Origin of the sequence: Collimonas arenae (genome assembly GCF_001584165.1) — a bacterium.
GTDB lineage: Bacteria > Pseudomonadota > Gammaproteobacteria > Burkholderiales > Burkholderiaceae_D > Collimonas > Collimonas arenae.
In genome coordinates, this window is the sequence record NZ_CP013233.1 from 4,671,695 (window position 1) to 4,692,658 (window position 20,964).

Here is a 20,964-nt window from a genome sequence, read left to right on the forward strand (position 1 = left end):
CAAACCAGCGATTTTCAAGTCACATGAAACATCGCTGGCTGAATAAAATAAACAATAATATTATTTATACTGTTTGTAATTTTAATTATTTACACTATTTACTTGGCAACTGGCATGGTGAACTCAGCGCCTTTTGAAATCGTCTGCGGCCAGCGTTGCATGATCGATTTGTAGCGCGTATAAAATCGCACGCCTTCTTCACCATAAGCATGCGTATCGCCAAACAACGAGCGCTTCCAGCCGCCAAACGAATGCCATGCCATCGGCACCGGAATCGGCACGTTGACGCCAACCATGCCAACCTCTACACGCCGCGAAAAATCGCGTGCAGTATTGCCATCCGAGGTGAACAACGACACGCCGTTGCCAAACTCATGCGCATTGATCAGGCTCACTGCAGCAGCAAAATCGGGAACACGAACGATGCACAACACCGGCCCGAAAATCTCTTCCCGATAAATCTGCATCTCCGGCGTAACCTGGTCAAACAACGAACCGCCAAGGAAAAATCCTTGTTCCAGACCTGGTACTTTCAAGCCGCGCCCATCAACCAGCAATTTCGCTCCAGCGCGCACGCCGCTGTCGATATATGTCTCGATCTTGTCCTTGTGCGCAGCACTGACGACCGGCCCCATTTCCGCATCGAGCTCCATGCCGTTCTTGATCTTCAACGCCTTCACGCGTGGAATCAGTGCTTCAATTAATTTATCCGCGACATCGCCGACCGCGACCGCCACGGAAATCGCCATGCAACGCTCGCCGGCAGAGCCGTAGGCTGCTCCCATCAATGCATCCACCGCCTGTTCCAGATCGGCATCCGGCATCACCACCAGATGATTTTTGGCGCCACCCAACGCTTGTACCCTGAGCGGATAAGCGCCTTTGCGTTGCGCACCCTGCTGATAGATATATTCAGCAATCGGCGTCGAGCCGACAAAGGATACTGCCTTCACGTCGGGATGCTGCAACAAGGCATCAACGGCCAGCTTGTCGCCCTGCACCACATTGAAGACGCCGTCCGGCAAACCGGCCTGCTGCAACAAATCAGCAATCATCAGCGACGGCGACGGATCGCGTTCGGATGGCTTCAAGATAAACGTATTACCGGTAGCGATCGCCAGCGGCGCCATCCACAACGGCACCATCACCGGAAAATTGAACGGCGTGATGCCCACAGTAACGCCGAGCGGCTGGCGCAGGTTCCAGTTATCGATGCCACCACCGATGTTGTCAGTGAATTGCGTTTTCAACAGCTGCGGAATGCCGCAGGCGAACTCAACGATTTCCAGGCCACGCGTCACTTCACCTTTGGCATCGGAAAAAACCTTGCCGTGTTCACGGGTGATCGCAGCTGCCAATGCATCGTGATGCTGCTCCATTAATTCCTTGAACTTGAACATCACACGCGCACGCTTTAGTGGCGCCGTGTCGGCCCAAGCAGGCGCAGCCGCGGAAGCCGCGGCTACCGCGGCGTTCACTTCTTCAACGTTGCCCAATACGACTTTTGCAGACGCGGCCCCGGTTGCCGGGTTAAACACATCCTGCATGCGGCCGCTACTGGATTCGGTCACTTTGCCATTGATGAAATGCTGGATCAGCGGAATATTGATTGAAGAGGTAGTCATAAGGATTCCTTTTAATGAAGCCGGGTTGAATTATTTTTTGCCCAGAATATCGTTTGAACTACCAACAATCCAATGAGTTATCATCAATATCGATATAAGAAACCTTAATAATGAAACCCCTTTGATGAAAAATCAGGCAATGGACCTTACACTGCTTCGCGCCTTTGTCACGGTCGCCCGTGAAGGCAATCTGACCCGAGCCGCCGAATTGCTGCATGTCACTCAGCCGGCTGTCAGCCTGCAAATCAAATCGCTACAGGCAAATCTGAATCTGCAATTATTCACCCGCGTTCCCAGTGGCATGGCGTTGACCGACGAAGGCATCAAGTTACTGCCTTTTGCCGAACGCGCCATTGCCAGCATGTCCGAACTGCGGCAACAAGCTGAAAGCCTGCATCCAAGTCACTTGGAAACACTCAGTGGAAAACTCGCAATCGGCACGATTCTCGATCCTGAATTTATCCGTCTTGGCGCATTTCTCAAACGACTTGTTGAGAGTTATCCACAACTTTCTACACAGTTGCAGCACAGCATGTCGGGTGATGTCTTGCAGCAGATTAAGTCCGGTCATCTCGATGTCGGCTACTACCTGGGCATCCCGAACAAGAGTTTTCATCGACTGACATTGACACAATTTACTTACTGCGTGCTTGCACCGTCGGGTTGGAAAAATCGCATTTCCGGAAAAGACTGGCCGGCATTGGCAAAATTACCCTGGATCTGGACTCCCCCAGAATCTGCTCATCATCGTTTACTCAGCAAAACTTTTGCTCAACACAAAGTTACTCCGAATAAAGTTGCTTTGGTTGATCAGGAACCATCGATGCTGGATTTGGTGAAATCTGGAGTCGGTCTTTCTCTTGTCAGAGAGTCAATTGCACTTCGCGAAGCACATGCACATGGTTTGGTGATCTCCGATACGGTGAATTTATCCACTGAATTGTCGTTTATTACCCTGGATAAACGTAAAGACGAACCAATCATTGCCGCTATTTTTGCCATATTGCAAACAATTTGGGGAAATTGATGTTCTAAAGGCATTTTCTTTGTCCTGTAGACCCGTTTTTTTGGAAAACCAACTTCTTCAGGTTTAAATTTAAAGATTTATATATATAAATAGTAGTAGTAGTTAACCACCTGTTTTTCTGTGGACAACTCAAAATTTGACTATTCATTCAAGCACTTACGACTTGGATAAAGACTTGGTAAGCCTTGTATCTGGAAAGAACATTTCTTGGATAAAAAATAGGTTGTGGATTTCTATCTGGATTATTCACAATGGATTCCTGGTGTTATCCAAAGACTTATCCACAGTTGTTTCATTGCATCCCTTCTTTTTCTGCTTTTCACGTAGAAATTCTCAATAAATTTTCTTAAACAGAGTTGTGTAAAAAAATCATTTTTTTTGAAAAAGTGATTTTTTTCATCAACCGCTTTTTTTCGGGCAATTTCAAGAAAAAAAGTGCTTCGGTTTTGTATTTAAAGATTTATATATACAAATAGTAGTAGTAGTTAACGACCTGTTTTCCTGTGGATAACTCAAAATTTGACTATTCATTCAATGGCTTACAAATTGGATAAAAGCTTGGTAATCGGTGTATCGCAAAAGAATAATTCTTGGATAAAAAGTCGCCTGTGGAAAACTAACTCTGATATCCACAATTCAAAAGCAAGATATCCACAGCTTTATTCACAAAATTGCAAAAAATGTCCGTTTACAGCCGTTTTTTGAGTTGCGAAGGGGAAATTCGAAAAATTTTTCTCTGATTAAATTATGAGCAGCAAGGATTTTTTAAAAATCTGGACAGCCAAAGCTGAAAGCAGTAATGTACGCAAAGCGTATATTGGGAGATATGAATGATCGATCAACAGACTTTTCTTCGTGATGCAATGCGGCGCTTGAACCTTACCAGGGATCATTTTTCGGACCGCATCGGCGTTCGCAAACGTGCATTGGATACTTGGTTGTTACCGGAAATATCGGGCGAATTTCGCGCCATGCCTGACATTGTCAGCAAATTCGTCAACGAAATATTGCATGGCGAGTTACCAGAAGCGAGAAATACGCAGAGCGTATATATAGCAAAACCAAACGTCCCTCTCCGGACGATCATCGGTCATGCCGGCAAGCCGCAGCTGCTATCTGTCGACCAGTTTTCGCGCGATTCGCTGGAAGACCTGTTCCGCGTCGCAGACATGATGCAGCCCATTGCGAGGCGCCAGAAGGTGTCGCGCATACTGGAGGGTGCCGTACTAGCCAATTTGTTCTTTGAAGCCAGCACACGCACGCGTATCAGCTTTGGAGCCGCTTTTTGCCGGCTTGGAGGCTCGGTGTGCGACACCACCGGCTTTACCTTCTCTTCGATGACCAAGGGCGAATCGATTTACGACACGAGCCGTGTCATCAGCGGTTATGTCGACGCATTGGTGGTGCGCCATCCGGAACAAGGCGCGGTTGACGAGTTTGCGCGCGCCACCAACATCCCGGTGATTAATGGCGGCGACGGGCCGGGAGAACATCCGAGCCAGGCGATTCTTGACCTGTACACGATCCAGCGTGAATTCTCGCGCCTGGGCAAATTGATTGATGGCGCGCACATCGTCATGGTCGGCGACTTGAAATATGGCCGCACGGTGCACTCGCTGATCAAGTTGCTGGCCTTGTACCGCGGCTTGAAGTTCACGCTGATTGCTCCGCCGACGCTCGAAATGCCGGCGCACATCCTGGAACGGATTTCACGCGGCGGCCATGTGGTGGAGCAAACGACTTCGCTGGCGCAAGGCTTGAAGGGAGCGGACATCGTCTATGCGACGCGCATCCAGAAAGAACGCTTTGCTGACGAAGCAATAGAAGGCTATACGCCGGAATTCCAGATCAACCAGGCTTTGATCGATGCCAGCTGCGGCGCCAGCACCATCGTCATGCACCCATTGCCACGCGACGGCAGGCCCGGCGCCAACGATCTCAGTACCGACTTGAACCATGATCCGCGACTGGCGATCTTCCGCCAAACCGACAACGGCATACCCGTTCGGATGGCTATTTTTGCCATCTTGTTGGGAGTGGAAAACCAGGTGCAGCATTCGATGCGCGACGCGAGTTGGCGCTCGCCGTCACACGTCGGACCGGATGATGCGGCGTTTGACGGACTCGACTGAGGGATGAGGAAGAAATTGCGCCGGCTGTCCATTCTGTAAATGGCGAGGCCGGCGCAAAAGAGAGGACCTGAAGGGATTAGTGCGGATTCTTTGACTTTAAGGTCTTGCCCGGCGGCGGCGCCACCGGCTTTTGCTTCGCCTCTGCCAGCAGGCCCGCGCAATCGCTATGCTGGTCCGGCCCGATATTGATCAATGGCAGCAAGGCCGCAACCGGCGCCAGTACGCCAAGCGCCACAGCGCCGCCAGCCTTCAAGGCCAGCACGCCCTTGTCGACCCCGACGTCAGGGTCTTTGAACGTTCCTGTGAGGTGCAGCGGCGCGCGCAGCGAGAAGATCCGCAGGCCTTTGTTCTTTGGATTGATGGTCAGCGCCAGGGTTTCCTTGGCCAGGTTGACCTGGCCTTCGATATTAATGATGGCGTCGTCGGTGTCGAGCACGAATGTGCGCGCATCCATCACGCCATTGCTGACGGCAAAGTCGCTGGCCAGGCAGTTCAGCTTGACCTGCTTGTCGCCGAACAGCTTGGAAATCACCACGTTGCCGATGTTCAAGCCAGCCGCCTCCAGCAGGAATTTGCTGATGGTGCCCTGGTTGATCAGGGTTTTCACTTCGCCGTTCGATGCGCCCAGCAAGGTCGCCACCGAATTGCCCACTGCCGATAACGAGGCATCACCATTCACTTCGCCTAAACTAGCTTGTGCAGACTCCAGCGCCGGAAATAATTGCTTGATTTTCAGGTGGCGCGCCGACATTTTTATTTCCGCCTTGATCAGTTTGTTGCTACCGTCGAGCTTGATGTTGGAAATCAAGTTGCCGCCGGCTACGCCGAAATTCAATGGCGTCAACGACAGCACGCTATCCTTCATGTGCACATCGGCGACCAGGTCCTGGATCGGCAACTCCTTGTCGCGGATGATCTTGCGGCCGGTGAATTTGACATCGGCGTCGATGCTGCCCCATCGCGTGGTGTCGAATTGCTCGACCGGCAGCACCTTGCCGCTTGGTTGCGCCACGCCGTCGCCGCGATTGGCCTTGCTGGCGTTCGAATCGGCGCCGATCAGCGGCGCCAGGTCTTGCAGCCGCAGCTGATTGGACAGCAGCGTACCCTTCAGCAAGGGCCGCGGTTTTTGCGCCACATACTCCAGCGTGCCGGACAAATCGCTGGAACCGACGTGACCGCTGAACTTCTCATAGATCCAGTCGCCGCCGGCGCTGTTGAGTTTGCCGATCAAGTGCCCTTCGGTGGCGAACGGCGGCGTCGCCGGCAGCACGATGCCGGTCAATGGAAACAGATTCGACATGCTGGCGCCTGACAATTTCAGGCGCAGGTCGAGTGCGGCCAGGTCGCTCGGTTTGGTCAGGGTGCCCTGGATGGCAATCGCGGTCTTGCCGACACGGACACTGGCTTGTAATGGATAAGGTGTGCTTGAGTTTTGCAACGACAGCACCGCGCCGGCCCTGCCGTCGCCGCTGACAGCAGTCTTGTTGAACGTGCCGGCCACCTTCCAGCCGATGCCATAGCCTTCTGCGCTGGTGGCAGGCAGGCTGTCGATATCGGCTTTGATATCAAGTTTGCTGACCGGGTCCAGCAATCGCACAGTGCCTTTCGCCAAAACCAGCTTTTGCAGGTCAAGCTGCCAGGCCGATGGCCCACTGGATGCGAAGGTCCAGTTGTTTTCGCCATTCTGCTGGCGTTCCAGCGCGATGTTCGGCGCATTGAGTTCCAGCTCGGGCAAGACAATCCGGTGCGCCAGCAGTGGCAAGGGGCTGAGTGAAAACGTCAGCTGGCCGATCTCAGCCATGTGCGGGCCGGTCTTGGCCCACTCCGGATTGTCGAACACGATGTCATTGGCGCTCAGGCGTGGCCATGGTATCCAGCGCCGCCAGCTATCCTGGTCCGATTGCGACTTTTGCCAACTCAGCGACAAATCGCCTCGGATCGCAAACGGGCGGCCGGTGGCCTCGCTGACAGTCTGGTTGAGCCACGGTTTGGCCCGATTCCAATCGAATGTGAGCAGCAATGCAATACATAAGGCGAACAACGCTGCCAATAAGGCCAACGTACACAACAACAGCCTGACGGGGCGGATTTTTTTTGTAGTCATGAAATTTGTGAGGCAACCAAATTGGAAAGGTTCAACAGACAGGCACTGATGAAACAATAGTTAATATTTTCCAAATAACAACTACCATAAAGATTGTATGTCATCGAGACTCCTTGTCCAGGCGTTACACAACAAGCACGGCGCCATCGCGTCCAAGCGTTTGTTTTCTGTGAGACATGCAATAGTTTGTAACCTATTGTTGCGACGGAAATCCAGCATGCTAGCTTGTAACAACTGCCATTTCATGTTGTGTGGAGTAAAAAATGACAAATAATAAAAAAACCCTTTCGCTGATGCTCAGCGCTTCGTTGTGCGTGGCGTTGTTGCCGCTGGCCGGGTGCGACAAAAAAACGGATGCCGGCACCGCCGCATCGGTGCCGCCAGCCCCCCAAGCCCAGGCGGCGCAGCCGTATGTGCCTCCAACTGCCGACCAGTTATACCAGCTGGTCGGGCCGATCGCGCTGTTCCCCGACAAGCTGTTGGCGCAGGTCCTGGCTGCCTCCAGCTATCCAGACCAGATCACGGCGGCCGATAACTGGCTGGCGCAGAACAAAAACCTGAAAGGTGGCCAGCTGCAGGATGCAATCAATCAGCAACCTTGGGATGTCAGTGTCAAAGGCGTGGCGCAGTTCCCAAGCGTTTTGGACCAGATGGCCCACAATATTCCCTGGACTTCGGCGCTCGGCGATGCATATGTCAATGATCCGACCGACGTGATGAATGCGATTCAGGTCATGCGCCAGCGCGCAGCCAGCAGCGGCAACCTGAAAAACAACCAGCGGCAGCGGATTGCCGTTGCGCCACGCGTGCAGCCGGCGCCGCCAGCCAACTATGCGCTGCCGCCTGGCGAACCGCTGGTGTATGCGGGGCCGGAAGTGATACCACCGCCGCCCGAAACCATCGTGATCGAACCAGCGGAACCAGATGTGGTGTATGTGCCGGACTACAATCCGAGCGTCGTGTATGGTGAACCGTTGCCAGTCTATCCGGGCTATTACTATCAACCTCCACCGGCTTACTATCCGCCCGGTGAAATAGTCACTGCCGGCGTGATTACGTTTGGCGTGGGCATTGCAGTCGGCGCGTTGATCGGCCACCACGACTGGGGCTGGAATTCGTGGGGTGTGCACTGGGGCGGCCCAGGGGGCGGCGGCAACTGGCGCGGCGATGGCGATGGCGGCGGCGGTGGTTGGCACCGGCCGGCGGTGGTGTACAACAACAACACGTATGTGTCGCGCTCCACCACCATCGTCAACCGGGTTACCAACAACTACAACAACACGGTGATTAATAACAACAACGTTACCCGGAATAATTTCGGACCGGGCCCGGCCAACAATCCCGCTTTGGCCAATGGTGCGCGTCCTGGCCAACCGGGCGGAGGCGCAGCCAATTTCAATTCGGCGCGTCCCAACTTTGCGCCGCAAGGTAATCCCGGCCAGCCGCGTCCGAACCAGAACGCGATGCCAAATGGACAGCAGTTCGGCGGTAGCCAACAGCAAGCGCACGTGCGACCAGACTTCAACAACATGACGCGGCCGAATTTCGGCAGGATTCCGCAAACTACTGCTCCGCTTGGCGCTGCGACCGCAAATCAGCTAGCGCGTCCGGGCTTTGTCCATCCTGGAGCGAATCCGGCGCCGCAGAATGAACCGGGACGGCCCAATTTTGGCCAACCGGCGCAAAACGGCAGGCCAACGCCAAATCCGTTGCAGCAAAATGCCCAGACCCATGTTCCGGTCCAGCCGCGCCATCTTGATTTGGAAAAGCCCCCCGTCAATCTTAACCAGCATCCGTTTGGCGGCAATCTGCAGCAGCCGGCTGTGAATCATCCGGCCGCGCCGGCACCAAGGGCGCAACCGTTCGAGCCGCCGCAAAATGTACAGAACCGGCCGCCGGAACAATTTCAAAACAGGCCAAATGGTGGTCAGCAAATGCATCCGGAAATGAATCGTCCGGCGCCGGCCGCCCCACCACCGGTTTTTAACCGCCCGGAACCACGCCCGCAGGCACCGGCACCACAGGCTAGGCCGCAGCCTCAACCTCAACCACAGGCACGGCCACCTATGCCGGCGCCGCATCCATCTGCGCCTGCACAAAATCACGAACAGCCGCATCACGATGGCAATCATCCGGATAAGCGGAATGAAGATCACAAGTAAGCGGGTTGGAAGTCGCTGATCGGGCTAGCGGCTGGAGTAAAGCGAATTCGTCATCCTGGAGTGCAAAAAAAAAGCTGGCTGAACGTGAGTTCAGCCAGCTTTTTCACTTTCGCAGCTTGCGCGTTGCCCCGGCGAAAATCAAGCCTGCAAAGTCATCAGGCTCGCATTACCCCCGGCGGCGGTGGTGTTGACGCATACAGCCCGTTCCGCCAGCAAGCGCCACAACGGGATCGATCCGTATTCCGACGTTTCCAGGAGCGGTACCAGCGCCCCACTTTGCTCCCCCAATGTTGCCAGCAAGGGACGCAAGCGCCACGTGCCAGCGCCGTCGACCAGCGCCAAATGCAGGGGTACGCCTATAGCATTTGCATCAATGCCATCGACCAGTCGAATCGCCGCATGCACCGCTTTCGGCAACCCTTGTGGAATCATCGCGGCCGAGGCCTTTTCAATCACCGGGAAATTACCGGTAGCAAAAACCGCAGCCAGTTGATTCAGCATTGCGCCGACATTGTCCGCGCTGCAAAGGATCGCACCGCGCGGTGCGAACGACAGGCTGTTGCGTTCGCCGGTCGGGCCTGGCAGCACCAGCGAAGTGCCGAGCCAACTGGCGTGCAGGTACTCTTCGCCGAGCGCGGCAACGCGCTGGTGGCCATGGGTCCGTGCCCAGCCCAGCAAGGCTTGTAGCGCGGGTGTGTCGACTTCCGCGTTAGGCGCATGGATCGTATGCGCGCCTAGCGAAACGATGGGATTGCGCTGCAGGCGCTTCAGGTATAGAGGGCCGCCGGCTTTGGGGCCGGTTCCCGATTTGCCTTCGCCGCCGAACGGCTGCACGCCGACCACGGCGCCGACGATATTGCGGTTGACGTAAATGTTGCCGACATGGGCATGGCTGACGATGAAGTCGATGGTTTCATCGATGCGCGAGTGAATGCCGAGGGTCAAGCCGTAACCGGTAGCATTGATGGCATCGACCAGTTGCGGCAGCGTATTGCGGGCATAGCGCAGCACGTGCAAGACCGGGCCGAATACTTCGCGTTTCAATTCGGACAGCGAACCAATCTCGATCAGCGTTGGCGCCACGAACGTACCATTGCGCTGTTCTTCCGGCAGCGGCAGCTGGTAGAAATCCTTGGCGGCGCCACGCATTTTCTCAATGTGGGCCAGCAGATTGCCCTGCGCTTCGGCGTCGATTACCGGGCCGATGTCGGTTGCCAGGCGATCCGGATTGCCGATCCGCAGTTCCTGCATCGCTCCCTTCAACATATGCAGCGTGCGATCCGCAATATCGTTTTGCAGGCACAGCACGCGCAATGCCGAGCAACGCTGGCCGGCGCTATCGAATGCTGAATTCAGCACGTCCTGCACCACCTGTTCCGGCAACGCGCTGGAGTCAACGATCAAGGCATTCTGACCGCCTGTCTCTGCGATCAACGGCAGGTCTACCGATTCCTCCAAAGCACGCTTGGCCAGCGTGCGGTTGATCAGTTGCGCAACTTCGGTCGAGCCGGTGAAGATCACGCCCTTGACGCGTGGATCGCCGGTCAGCGTAGCGCCGACGGTCTCGCCCTGGCCCGGCAGGAATTGCAATGCCGCGCGCGGGATGCCCGCTTCATGCAGTAGCTGCACCGCACGCGCCGCGATCAGCGGGGTTTGTTCGGCCGGCTTGGCCAGCACAACGTTGCCGGCTGCCAGCGCTGCACTGACTTCACCGACAAAGATCGCCAGCGGGAAATTCCAGGGGCTGATGCAGACCACCGGTCCCAGCGCCAGCGCATTCTGGGTGTGACGGATTTGTGCCGCGTAATAGCGCAGGAAATCAACCGCTTCGCGCACTTCGGCGATGGCGTTCGGCAGCGATTTTCCGGCCTCCCGGATCGCCAGCGAAATCAGTTCCAGCTGCTGCACCTCAAACAGCGCTGCAGCACGCTCCAGTTTCTCGGCGCGCTCTGTCGGCGGCAGGGTTTGCCAATCCATCGCGTACGTGGTGGCGGCGTGCAAGGCATTGTCGACATCTGCGGTGGTCGCTTCGACCACGCTGCCGACCACATCCCGATGATCGGCCGGGTTCAGCACTGGCCTTGCCGTACGGCTGTAGACATGCAGTTCCGCCAGCAGCGGCGTGGCGTGCCATTGTTGCTTGCCGAGCGTTTCGAAGGCGATATCGACTTGGCGCAGCACTTCTTCGTTGCTGAGATCGAGACCGGCAGAATTCCTGCGCTCTGCGCCATACATTGCAGCCGGCAGCGCAATGTGCGGATGCGGCTCGCCGCCGAGCTGCTGAGCGGTTTGCAGCGGATCGGCAATCAGCGAATCGATCGATACGCTTTCATCGACGATCTGGTTGACGAACGACGAGTTGGCGCCGTTTTCCAGCAGGCGCCGCACCAGGTAGGCGAGCAGGGTCTGATGCGAACCGACCGGTGCGTAGATACGACATGGCTTGTCCAGCATGTCCTTGCCGACCACCTGGTCGTACAGCGTTTCGCCCATGCCGTGCAGGCACTGGAATTCGTAGTCGGTGATGTTCTTTTCTTTCGCCCAGCTGTAGATGGTCGCCAGCGTATGCGCGTTATGTGTAGCGAATTGTGGATAGATGACGTCGGTCGAGGCCAGCAGCTTTTGTGCGCAAGTCAGGTAGGACACATCGGTGTATACCTTGCGCGTGTAGACCGGAAAACCAGGCATGCCGTCGACTTGCGCGCGCTTGATTTCGGAATCCCAATAAGCGCCTTTGACCAGCCGCACCATGAACTTGCGGCCGCTGCGGCGCGCCAGGTCGACCAGGTAATCGATCACGAAAGGACAGCGTTTCTGATAGCCCTGCACCACGAATCCGATGCCATCGAAACCGGCCAACTCGACATCGAAGGCCAGCGCTTCCATCAGATCGAGCGACAATTCCAGGCGGTCGGCTTCTTCGGCGTCGATGTTGAGGCCGATATTGTATTGCTTGGCCAGCAGCAGTAATTGCTTCAGGCGCGGCAACAGTTGTTCCATCGTGCGTTGCCGCTGCGCGCGCGAATAGCGCGGATGCAGCGCTGACAGTTTGACCGAGATGCCCGGCCCCTGTTTGATGCCGCGTCCCGCCGAAGCGCGGCCGATGGCGTGGATGGCTTCTTCATACGAGCGGTAATACGCGGCCGCATCTTCTTCAGTCAGCGCCGCTTCGCCCAGCATGTCATAGGAATAGCGGTAGCCGCGTTTTTCATTGTCGCGGCTGTTGTCGAGTGCTTCGCCGATGGTCTGGCCGGTCACGAACTGGTTGCCCAGCATGCGCATCGCCACATCGACGCCCTTGCGGATCAGCGGTTCGCCACCCTTGCCGATCAATTTGGTCAGGGCCGAGCCTAAACCGCTTTCGCTGCTGGTGCCGACCAGCTTGCCGGTGATCAGCAAACCCCAGGTTGCGGCATTGACAAACAGCGACGGCGATTCACCCAAGTGGCTGCGCCAGTCACCCTTGCTGATCTTGTCGGCGATCAGGCGATCGGCGGTCTGGTGATCCGGAATCCGCAGCAGCGCTTCGGCCAGGCACATCAATGCGACACCCTCTTCCGACGACAGCGAAAACTCATGCATCAAGGCATCGACGCCGGATGCGCGGGTGCGCTTTTCGCGCACCGCCTGCACCAGCTTGCGCGCCAGCGTCTGGCTGGCTGCATGGGCGCTCGCGTTGTTTTCTATCTGCGACAACAACCATTGGACAGCCAGTGTTTCATCGCGTCGATAAGCGGCGGTGATGGCGGCGCGCAACGGCGTCGGGTCGCGCATGACTTCATCGTGGAAAGCGGAGAACGGGCTGGGCATGATTGAGGAACTGGAATTGCTGGATGGCTGGGATGACGGCTGTAGCGGCGGCATGGCGATTGTCTCGGTAAGGGTATTTATTGTGTCAATTGGCTGCTGCTTGCGAACAAGCCCGCAAGCGCCGTCGCCGGATGGCAATGCTGACGCTCCCTGCGATGCATCTTGTGGGAATTGCAACATTGCCGTCCGGCTGCAGAATTGCTTGCTGACGTTGTGTCAGGCGATTTATGTTGACTCTCGTTGAAAACCAAGTTGTTCGATTGTAGGCGGCATCGGCATGGATTAATTCTGGTAATAATGGCCGCTATCAAAATTTTGTTATTGGTGAGAAAATTTAACCGAATAAAATTTTTCAGAAAACAGCCCATGCTTGACAAGATCAGTAAGAAAATTCTGGCGGAGTTGCAGAACGACGGCCGTATCAGCAACGTCGATCTGTCGGCCCGCGTCAACTTGTCACCCGCGGCGTGCCTGGAGCGGGTGCGCAAGTTGCAGGAAGCCGGTTATATCCTCCACTACAGCGCTCAGCTCAATCCGCAGCTGCTCGATGTGGCGCTATTGGTGTTTATCGAAGTGGTGTTGGACCGCACCACGCCGGAAGTCTTCGACGCCTTCAGCCAGAGCGTGCAGATCATTCCGGAAGTGCTGGAGTGTCACATGGTGGCTGGCGGGTTCGATTACCTGGTCAAGGCGCGCGTCAAGGACATGAATGCCTATCGCGAGTTTCTCGGCAAATCGCTGCTGCAGCTGAAGGGGGTGCGCGAGACGCACACCTATGCAGTGATGGAAGAGGTAAAGCACACTACCAAGTTGCCGATTCGATAAGCGTTTACGCCGCTGCCAAACAAAAACCGCTCTGTCCGGCGCTATCGGAAAGAGCGGTTTTTTTATCAAACCTCGGATTTCTTGCTCAGGTGCTATGCCGGATCGCCAGTCGGAAACCGAGGTTGATATTCGGATTGTCGATTGGTTCGCGCCGCAAGATCTTGATGAGCAGTTGGGCTGCAGTAAAACCGATCTGGTAGCGCGGCGTGACGATGGTGGTGATGCCAGGATTGGCGAACGCCGACCATGGCAGATCGTTGAAACCGGCTATCGCCATCTGGCTGGGAACCGACAAGCCGCGGCGCTGGCATTCGAACAGGACGCCCAGCGCCAGATCGTCATTGCAGCAGAACACAGCGTCACAGTCGGGAGCCTGTTGCAGTATCTGGCCGAGCATCTGGGTGCCAAGTTCAACCGTCGACGCTGCCGGCGTCAGCACTTCGACACCGGGGTTGAGGCCGGCTTCCGACAATGCCCGGCGAAAGCCATGGCGGCGCTTCATCATGCGCGGATCCAGCTGGGCGCCGAGGAAACCGGGCTGGCGGTAGCCGCGCTCGATCAGATGGCGGGCAATGCTGTAACCCGCCTCTTCATGCGAAAAGCCTACCGTTACATCGTCGCAGCTGGTGCCAAGGTCAAACATGCGCACTGCCGGCACATTGTTGGTGGCCAGTTGCTCGCGTAGCGTGTCCTGCTGCTCGATGCCGCTCAGCAGAAAGCCGTCCGGCGCATGCGCCAGGTAAGTGCTGATCAGCTGGCTTTCCCGTTCCGGCGAATAGCCGCTTTCACCGATCAGGAATTTGTAGCCGTGCTGGTTGAGGCTATCGCGAATGCCCGTCAGGGTTTCCACGAATACCGAGTTGCTCAGCGATGGCACGATGACGCCAATCACTTGCGACTTGGCCGACGCCAAGGTGCTGGCGGCCTGATTCGGCACGTAGCCGAGTTGCTTGATCGCTTCCGCAATCCGTTCGCGTGCGCCCAGTTGCACCAGCGCCGGTGTCTTTAGTGCACGCGAGACAGTCATCGGGCTGACTTTGGCCAGCCGTGCGACGTCGACGATTGTTACCCTTCCGCTGGCTCTGCTGTGACGTTGTGGTTTCAATTCCGGAAACGGAGTATTCATGGTGGCTGACAGTGATTAACGTATTGTCTTCTTGGCGCTCGATATTTTGCCAGTAGCTCGCGCTGTTTAGTATGTTCTGCCGCTGATGTTGTATTTCAGGCTGCCGCGGGATATTGTTGCTTTGCCCAGCGTAATGATGTTACGCCGAAACATGCCTTACTGTTACTGTTTCCTTAGGGGAATGATACTACTCGCACGTGAACTGTTACCCTGCATTTTGCGAAAGATGGGCAATGTTAGCGCTAACATCTGGTGTATCATCCCAGCCGCCTGCAAGCACTACAATTGACAGATTCAGGTGGCAGAGACAGGTAACGATTACCGCCCCTGTGCGGAGTTCATCAGATCACGAGGAAGTTCATGCATCATCAGCCAGAATACATGCTTGGCGTAGACATCGGCACCACCAGCACCAAGGCGGTGCTGTTCACAACCCAGGGAAAAGTGGTGGCGCAGCACGCGGTGGAATATCCGCTGATGTGCACCAGTCCCGGCATGGCGGAACAGGATCCGTTGCTGATCTATGCCGCGGTTCTTGAAGCGATTCGCCAGGCTGTCAGCAGCAGCAAGGCGGCTGCCGAACAGATTGCGTTGGTGTCTTTCAGTGCGGCCATGCATAGCGTCATTGCGGTCGACAGTGAAGGCAATTTACTGAGCAACAGCATTACCTGGGCAGATAACCGCGCCGGCGAATGGGCCAACCGGATTCGCGACAAGATGGATGGACGCGCGATTTACCTGCGCACCGGCACGCCGATTCATCCGATGTCGCCGCTATGCAAGATCATGTGGTTGCGCCATGACCAACCGGACATGTTTGCTCGCACCGCGCGCTTCGTGGGCATGAAGGAATACGTTTTCTATCGATTGTTCGGAAGTTGGCTGGTCGATCATTCGATTGCATCGGCAACCGGGCTGTTCAACCTGCAGCAGCTTGATTGGGACTGTGGCGCGCTGGAATTGCTCGGCATTGGCGCCAACCAGCTTTCGCAATTGGTGCCGACCACGCATCACCTCAGCGGCCTTGAGCCAGCGGTGGCGCAACAACTCGGATTGTTGCCGACGACGCCGTTTGTCATCGGCGCCAATGACGGTGTGCTGTCCAACCTCGGCGTCAACGCCATCGGTCCGGGCCAGGTGGCGGTCACCATCGGCACCTCCGGCGCGATGCGTACTGTAATCGACAAGCCGTTGACCGACCCATCCGGCCGTACGTTCTGCTATGCATTGACCGACAAGCATTGGGTGGTCGGCGGCCCGACCAACAACGGCGGCAGCATCTTCCGCTGGGTGCGCGATGAACTGGCGACAGCCGAAGCGGCGGCGGCCAGGGATGCCGGCCTGGATCCTTACGAAGCCCTGACCAGTATTGCTGAAACGGTGGTAGCCGGTTGTGAAGGCCTGTTATTTCACCCGTATCTGGCCGGTGAGCGTGCGCCGCTGTGGAACGCCGATGCACGCGGTTCCTTCTTCGGCCTGGCGATGCATCACCGCAAGCAACACATGATTCGCGCCGCCCTGGAGGGCGTGATTTTCAGTTTGTACAGCATCTTGCCGGCGGTCGAGGATTTGATCGGTCCGACCCAACGCATGATGGCGACCGGCGGCTTTGCCCGTTCAGCCTTGTGGCGGCAGATGATGGCCGACATCTTCAATCGTGAAGTGGTGGTGCCGGAGAGCGTCGAATCGTCCTGCCTCGGGGCGACCGTGCTTGGCTTGTATGCGCTGGGGAAAATCGATTCTCTGGAAGTGATCGCCGACATGGTGGGAGCGACGCACCGGCATGTGCCGAATCCAGACAATGTCGCGCTGTATGCGCGCTTGTGGCCGATCTATTCGGCGATTCCGCAGCTGCTGGAGCAGCAGTATCGGCAGTTGTCGCTGTTTCAGCGGGAGACTGCTGCTTGAGTTAAGTTGAGGTGGTGTGTGGGCAAAAATTTGCCCACCCAACTTCGCTAAATTTCGCCTTGTAGAGTGAGCACCTGTGCTTACGCACATTTCAATGTCGTCTATGTGGGTCAATCTTCCTCTTCAGGATCAATCAGGCTGAATTTTTCATGCGCCGTCGCGCTCAGGTGGCTGCGCAGCCATTTGTGCGCCGGGTTGCGCGCATCCCGTTCGTGCCACAGCATGTCGACATGCACCGCCGGTGTCGGGAACGGCAACTCGCGCGCAACCAGGACATCGGTCATGCCGGTGGCGCCGATCAGGTGGCGCGGCAACACTGTCAGCAGGTCGGAACTGGCGACCACGCGGCCGGCAGTGAAGAACTGGTTGACGGTCAACAGGATGCGCCGCTCACGACCCATCGCCGCCAGCGTTTCATCGATCAAGCCGTGGGCGCGGCCCGAGAAGCTGACCAGCAAGTGATGCGATGCGCAGTAATTGTCCAGCGTCAGCACTTGGTTGGCCAGCGGATGGTTCTTGTGCATCACGCACACGTACTCGCCGGTATAGAGGCGCTCATGATGGATAGGCGAAGCGCTGGTGGTTTGACCACCAGCCAGTTGCGCCGCTACGCCAGGGAAAAAACCGACCGCCAGGTCAACGTCGCCACGCAACAGCATTTGGCGTGGATCGCGGGTCGTCAGCGGCACCATGCGGATATTCAATTGCGGGGCGTCGCGCTCGATGGTGCGCACCAGCGCCGGCAGCCACAAGGCCGCAGTGGCGTCTGCCATGGCCATCTGGAAGGTGGTGTGCGCGCGCGAGACGTCGAAGGTCTCCGGTGTGATCGCGGTTTCCAGGTCAGTCAATGCGCGCCGTACCACAGGCCACAACTCTTCCGCATGCTGGGTCGGCTTGACGCCGTGCGCGGTACGGATCAGCAGTTCATCGTTAAGGGTGTCGCGCAAGCGCTTCAAGGCATTGGACACTGCCGGTTGCGTCATGGCCAGGCGGCTGGCGGCGCGCGTCAGGTTTTGCTCAGTCATGACTGCATCGAAGACGCGCAGCAGATTCAAGTCAAGCGTTAGAAAGCTCATGGTCGGTTAATCGTTAATTTCATTCTGGCTGAATGCGGGAATAATTCGTTTGGCTATAGAAATATTCATGGATTTTATATCTGTTATATGAAACCACAATGACAGATTTCAAGCGAGATATAAATATTGCGGTGCCGCAAAAGCTGCATATCGAGTTTGATTATGTCTGAAATATCGGTTGATTGCTGACGTGGAACGGAAACCAGCACGTGAACGTTGTCAGTATTGGCGCGGCACAGGAAATGTTAACGGCGGCGCATCCTCCATCTTTTAAATATTCCACCCATTATTCGCTCAGGGCATAACTGATATCGAAAATGGGAATTGGATAGGTTACTTCCTAATGAATATACTGCAATGCAACAACACCATGAAAAGTAATTTGTATGTCCATATTTGCCCTAGCCATCCCTGCTGAAATTGCCCTGTTCGATGCGTCGGCCTTGTTGGCCGCAGCGGCAAACGTGCTGCGGCCGGTGCTTGGGCTGGGCGCGGTGGCGACCTTGATGGTTTATTTCAAGCCGCTGTGGATGGGGTTGTTGCGTGCTGCACTGATGTTGATTAAACCGCGCAAGTCGCTGGATCAGCGAATTGCGCGCAGCAAGTTCATGGGACAGCAATTGATGCGCCGCATGGCTAACGACCATGCCGTCAGCCAGCCGAACCTGGCCGCTGAATTGCGTTTGCTGGCCGGTCGCGATTAATTAACTATAAGGAGTTTCCACATGCACCAATATATCTACCACGACGACGACGGTTTCCCGACTTTTGCAGTCATGCAATGGCTGCGTGCGCAAGGCGCGCGCGTGTTGGCCTGGATGGGTCTGAACGGCCTGTAAGAAGTTGCCTCAAGGCGGATGCGCTGTATTTGTCCGCCGTATTGCATTACCGTATTTCTGACGTCTCCTCTTTCCTGCGATGGAAGGATTAACCCCGTTGCCTGAAATGGCCGCGGGGATTTTTTTGCCTTAAGTATCCTGGTTCGCGTTTTTGTTCGCACTTGGATTTGTCGTGTAGCATAAAAAACGCCCGCAAATTGCGGGCGTTTTTATTTGGTGGGCATTCAGCGCGGGTGCGACATGGCGCGGGTGTTTAGTCGGCCAGTTGCTTTTCCAGCGCTTGCTTCACCGCCACCAGTTCCTGCGGCAAATGATGCTTCAGCTTATCGAACAACTCGGTATGCAGGGCTGTTTCGGCTTTCCAGGCGGCCTTGTCGATTGATGTGATGTGGTCGAACTGTTGCTCGCTGAAGTCTAGGCCTTCCCAAGTCAGGTCGGCAAAGCGCGGAGTTACGCCGAACAGGTGCTCGACGCCGCCGCTCTTGCCGTCGAGGCGATCCAGCATCCACTTCAGCACGCGCATGTTGTCGCCGAAGCCAGGCCAGACAAACTTGCCGTCGGCGTCGGTGCGGAACCAGTTGACGCAGTAAATCTTCGGCAGCGCAGCAGCGCCCTGTGCCGTCAGCTTTTCACCCAGCGTCAGCCAGTGCTGGAAGTAGTCGCTCATGTTGTAGCCGATGAACGGCAGCATGGCGAACGGATCGCGGCGCACGATACCTTGCTGTCCGGCTGCGGCGGCAGTGGTTTCCGAACCCATCGTCGCCGCCATGTAGACGCCCTCGACCCAGTTGCGGGCTTCGGTTACCAGCGGCACCGTGGTGGAGCGTCGGCCGCCGAAAATGAAAGCGGAAATCGGCACGCCGGCTGGATCGTCCCAAGCGGCGTCGATCACGGGATTCTGGGTTGCGGCGACGGTGAAGCGCGCGTTCGGATGGGCTGCCTTGGCGCCGGTTTCCTTGGCGATCGCGGGAGTCCAATCCTTGCCTTGCCAGTCGATCAGATGCGCTGGCGCTTCCTTGCTCATGCCTTCCCACCAGACATCGCCGTCGTCGGTCAGCGCAACGTTGGTGAAAATCGTGTTTTCACGCAACGAAGCCATGCAGTTGTGGTTGGTCTTGTCGTTGGTGCCGGGCGCCACGCCGAAATAACCCGCTTCCGGGTTGATCGCATACAGGCGGCCATCGGCACCGGGTTTGATCCAGGCGATGTCGTCACCGATGGTGGTGACCTTCCAGCCTTCGAAGCCCTTCGGCGGGATCAGCATGGCGAAGTTGGTCTTGCCGCAAGCCGACGGGAACGCTGCCGCCACGTAGTGTTTTTTGCCTGCTGGCGATTCGACGCCGAGGATCAGCATGTGTTCCGCCAGCCAGCCCTGATCGCGGCCCATGGTCGAGGCGATCCGCAATGCGAAGCACTTCTTGCCGAGCAGCGCATTGCCGCCGTAGCCGGAGCCGTAGGACCAGATTTCGCGGGTTTCCGGATAATGGACGATGTACTTGGTTGGGTTGCAAGGCCAGGCCACGTCCATCTGGCCAGCTGCCAGCGGCGCGCCGACGCTGTGCACGCATGGCACGAATTCACCGTCGGCGCCGAGCACGTCGTACACGGCTTTGCCCATGCGGGTCATGATGCGCATGTTGACAGCGACGTAAGGCGAGTCGGACAGTTCGACGCCGATATGCGCAATCGGCGAGCCCAGCGGACCATCGAGAATGGCACAACGTACATGGTGCGGCCCTGCATGCAGCCATCGAACAGGTTGTGCAACGTGTTGCGCATTTCGGCCGGATCGGTCCAGTTGTTGGTCGGGCCGGCGTCTTCTTTCTTGGCCGAACAGATGAAAGTGCGGTCTTCGACGCGTGCCACGTCCGATGGATCGGAACAGGCCAGGTAGCTGTTCGGACGCTTTTCCTGATTCAGCTTTTTCATGGTGCCCGCGGCGACCATTTCGGCGCACAGGCGATCGTATTCGGCTTGCGAGCCATCGCACCAGTAGATACGTTCAGGCTTGGTCAGTGCTGCAACTTCGGCGACCCAGTTGATCAGTTTTTGCTGTTTGACGTAGGCGGGTGCATTCAGTGCGGCGATGCCGCCCATGAGTGGTTGATTCATGAAAAACTACCTCCAATACTAATAAAGAAATTTTTTCATTCCAGTGCGGCGCGCGGCGCTCAAGCAACTGGTTTGCCAGGTGGTTCTGGCTTTGCTCTGACTCGATTGTTATCGCTATCAGTGGATGACCGCCGACAGCGAAAATGAAATAATGGGTCCGGTTCAGATCAGCGTTCGCTCGTTGGTTTTACTGCTGGCACACGCCGCATACCAAGGCT

11 protein-coding genes and 1 pseudogene are annotated in these 20,964 nt (G+C 56.4%); 6 read left to right on the plus strand and 6 right to left on the minus strand.

The genetic code is table 11. The features are described from left to right. Positions 1–98: 98 nt before the first annotated feature. On the minus strand, positions 99–1,625 hold the full coding sequence (locus CAter10_RS21460; protein ID WP_061535049.1) for a CoA-acylating methylmalonate-semialdehyde dehydrogenase: 1,527 nt from the start codon (positions 1,623–1,625) through the stop codon (positions 99–101). Positions 1,626–1,764: 139 nt separating this feature from the next. On the opposite strand from CAter10_RS21460, the gene CAter10_RS21465 reads away from it, so the two are divergent. Together CAter10_RS21465 and CAter10_RS21470 are read left to right on the plus strand one after the other, a co-directional pair. Beyond that, positions 1,765–2,652, plus strand: a complete 888-nt coding sequence (locus tag CAter10_RS21465; protein WP_061535506.1) for a LysR family transcriptional regulator — start codon at positions 1,765–1,767, stop codon at positions 2,650–2,652. Between the two features lie 830 nt (positions 2,653–3,482). Continuing rightward, complete coding sequence (locus tag CAter10_RS21470) at positions 3,483–4,784, plus strand: aspartate carbamoyltransferase (RefSeq protein ID WP_061535050.1); 1,302 nt, start codon at positions 3,483–3,485, stop codon at positions 4,782–4,784. A gap of 76 nt (positions 4,785–4,860) precedes the next feature. On the opposite strand, the gene CAter10_RS21475 is transcribed toward CAter10_RS21470, so the two are convergent. Continuing rightward, positions 4,861–6,888 carry an AsmA family protein gene (locus CAter10_RS21475; RefSeq protein ID WP_061535051.1) on the minus strand — a complete coding sequence of 676 codons (2,028 nt, stop codon included), beginning with the start codon at positions 6,886–6,888 and terminating at the stop codon, positions 4,861–4,863. A gap of 263 nt (positions 6,889–7,151) precedes the next feature. On the opposite strand from CAter10_RS21475, the gene CAter10_RS23195 reads away from it, so the two are divergent. Next, on the plus strand, positions 7,152–9,050 hold the full coding sequence (locus CAter10_RS23195) for a DUF3300 domain-containing protein (RefSeq protein WP_061535052.1): 1,899 nt from the start codon (positions 7,152–7,154) through the stop codon (positions 9,048–9,050). 138 nt (positions 9,051–9,188) lie between these two features. Here CAter10_RS23195 and putA read toward each other — a convergent pair whose 3' ends face one another. Further along, complete coding sequence (gene putA / locus CAter10_RS21485; protein ID WP_061535507.1) at positions 9,189–12,914, minus strand: trifunctional transcriptional regulator/proline dehydrogenase/L-glutamate gamma-semialdehyde dehydrogenase; 3,726 nt, start codon at positions 12,912–12,914, stop codon at positions 9,189–9,191. Between the two features lie 312 nt (positions 12,915–13,226). Between putA and CAter10_RS21490 the strand changes: the two genes are divergently transcribed. Then, positions 13,227–13,685 (plus strand): Lrp/AsnC ligand binding domain-containing protein, encoded by a 459-nt coding sequence (locus CAter10_RS21490; RefSeq protein ID WP_061535053.1) that lies wholly within the window; start codon positions 13,227–13,229, stop codon positions 13,683–13,685. Positions 13,686–13,770: 85 nt separating this feature from the next. On the opposite strand, the gene gntR is transcribed toward CAter10_RS21490, so the two are convergent. Next, complete coding sequence (gene gntR, locus CAter10_RS21495; protein WP_061535054.1) at positions 13,771–14,811, minus strand: HTH-type transcriptional regulator GntR; 1,041 nt, start codon at positions 14,809–14,811, stop codon at positions 13,771–13,773. Between the two features lie 360 nt (positions 14,812–15,171). On the opposite strand from gntR, the gene gntK reads away from it, so the two are divergent. Continuing rightward, positions 15,172–16,719, plus strand: a complete 1,548-nt coding sequence (gene gntK / locus CAter10_RS21500) for a gluconokinase (RefSeq protein WP_061535055.1) — start codon at positions 15,172–15,174, stop codon at positions 16,717–16,719. A 110-nt stretch (positions 16,720–16,829) separates the two neighbouring features. On the opposite strand, the gene CAter10_RS21505 is transcribed toward gntK, so the two are convergent. Next, complete coding sequence (locus tag CAter10_RS21505; protein WP_061535056.1) at positions 16,830–17,795, minus strand: LysR family transcriptional regulator; 966 nt, start codon at positions 17,793–17,795, stop codon at positions 16,830–16,832. 386 nt (positions 17,796–18,181) lie between these two features. Here CAter10_RS21505 and CAter10_RS21510 point away from each other — a divergent pair, with 386 nt between their 5' ends. Then, positions 18,182–18,499, plus strand: coding sequence for a hypothetical protein (locus tag CAter10_RS21510; RefSeq protein WP_061535057.1), 318 nt, complete (start codon positions 18,182–18,184; stop codon positions 18,497–18,499). Positions 18,500–18,887: 388 nt separating this feature from the next. Here CAter10_RS21510 and CAter10_RS21515 read toward each other — a convergent pair. Further along, a pseudogene (locus CAter10_RS21515) lies at positions 18,888–20,746 on the minus strand (phosphoenolpyruvate carboxykinase (GTP)). Positions 20,747–20,964 lie beyond the last annotated feature (218 nt).

What these genes read in the sequence shown, in the direction of transcription:
- gntK (WP_061535055.1), top strand. Translation starts at nt 15,172, where the DNA reads ATGCATCATCAGCCAGAATACATGCTTGGCGTAGACATCGGCACCACC.
- CAter10_RS21505 (WP_061535056.1), bottom strand. Translation starts at nt 17,795, where the DNA reads ATGAGCTTTCTAACGCTTGACTTGAATCTGCTGCGCGTCTTCGATGCA.
- CAter10_RS21460 (WP_061535049.1), bottom strand. Translation starts at nt 1,625, where the DNA reads ATGACTACCTCTTCAATCAATATTCCGCTGATCCAGCATTTCATCAAT.
- CAter10_RS21465 (WP_061535506.1), top strand. Translation starts at nt 1,765, where the DNA reads ATGGACCTTACACTGCTTCGCGCCTTTGTCACGGTCGCCCGTGAAGGC.
- CAter10_RS23195 (WP_061535052.1), top strand. Translation starts at nt 7,152, where the DNA reads ATGACAAATAATAAAAAAACCCTTTCGCTGATGCTCAGCGCTTCGTTG.
- putA (WP_061535507.1), bottom strand. Translation starts at nt 12,914, where the DNA reads ATGCCGCCGCTACAGCCGTCATCCCAGCCATCCAGCAATTCCAGTTCC.
- CAter10_RS21475 (WP_061535051.1), bottom strand. Translation starts at nt 6,888, where the DNA reads ATGACTACAAAAAAAATCCGCCCCGTCAGGCTGTTGTTGTGTACGTTG.
- CAter10_RS21490 (WP_061535053.1), top strand. Translation starts at nt 13,227, where the DNA reads ATGCTTGACAAGATCAGTAAGAAAATTCTGGCGGAGTTGCAGAACGAC.
- CAter10_RS21470 (WP_061535050.1), top strand. Translation starts at nt 3,483, where the DNA reads ATGATCGATCAACAGACTTTTCTTCGTGATGCAATGCGGCGCTTGAAC.
- gntR (WP_061535054.1), bottom strand. Translation starts at nt 14,811, where the DNA reads ATGAATACTCCGTTTCCGGAATTGAAACCACAACGTCACAGCAGAGCC.
- CAter10_RS21510 (WP_061535057.1), top strand. Translation starts at nt 18,182, where the DNA reads ATGTCCATATTTGCCCTAGCCATCCCTGCTGAAATTGCCCTGTTCGAT.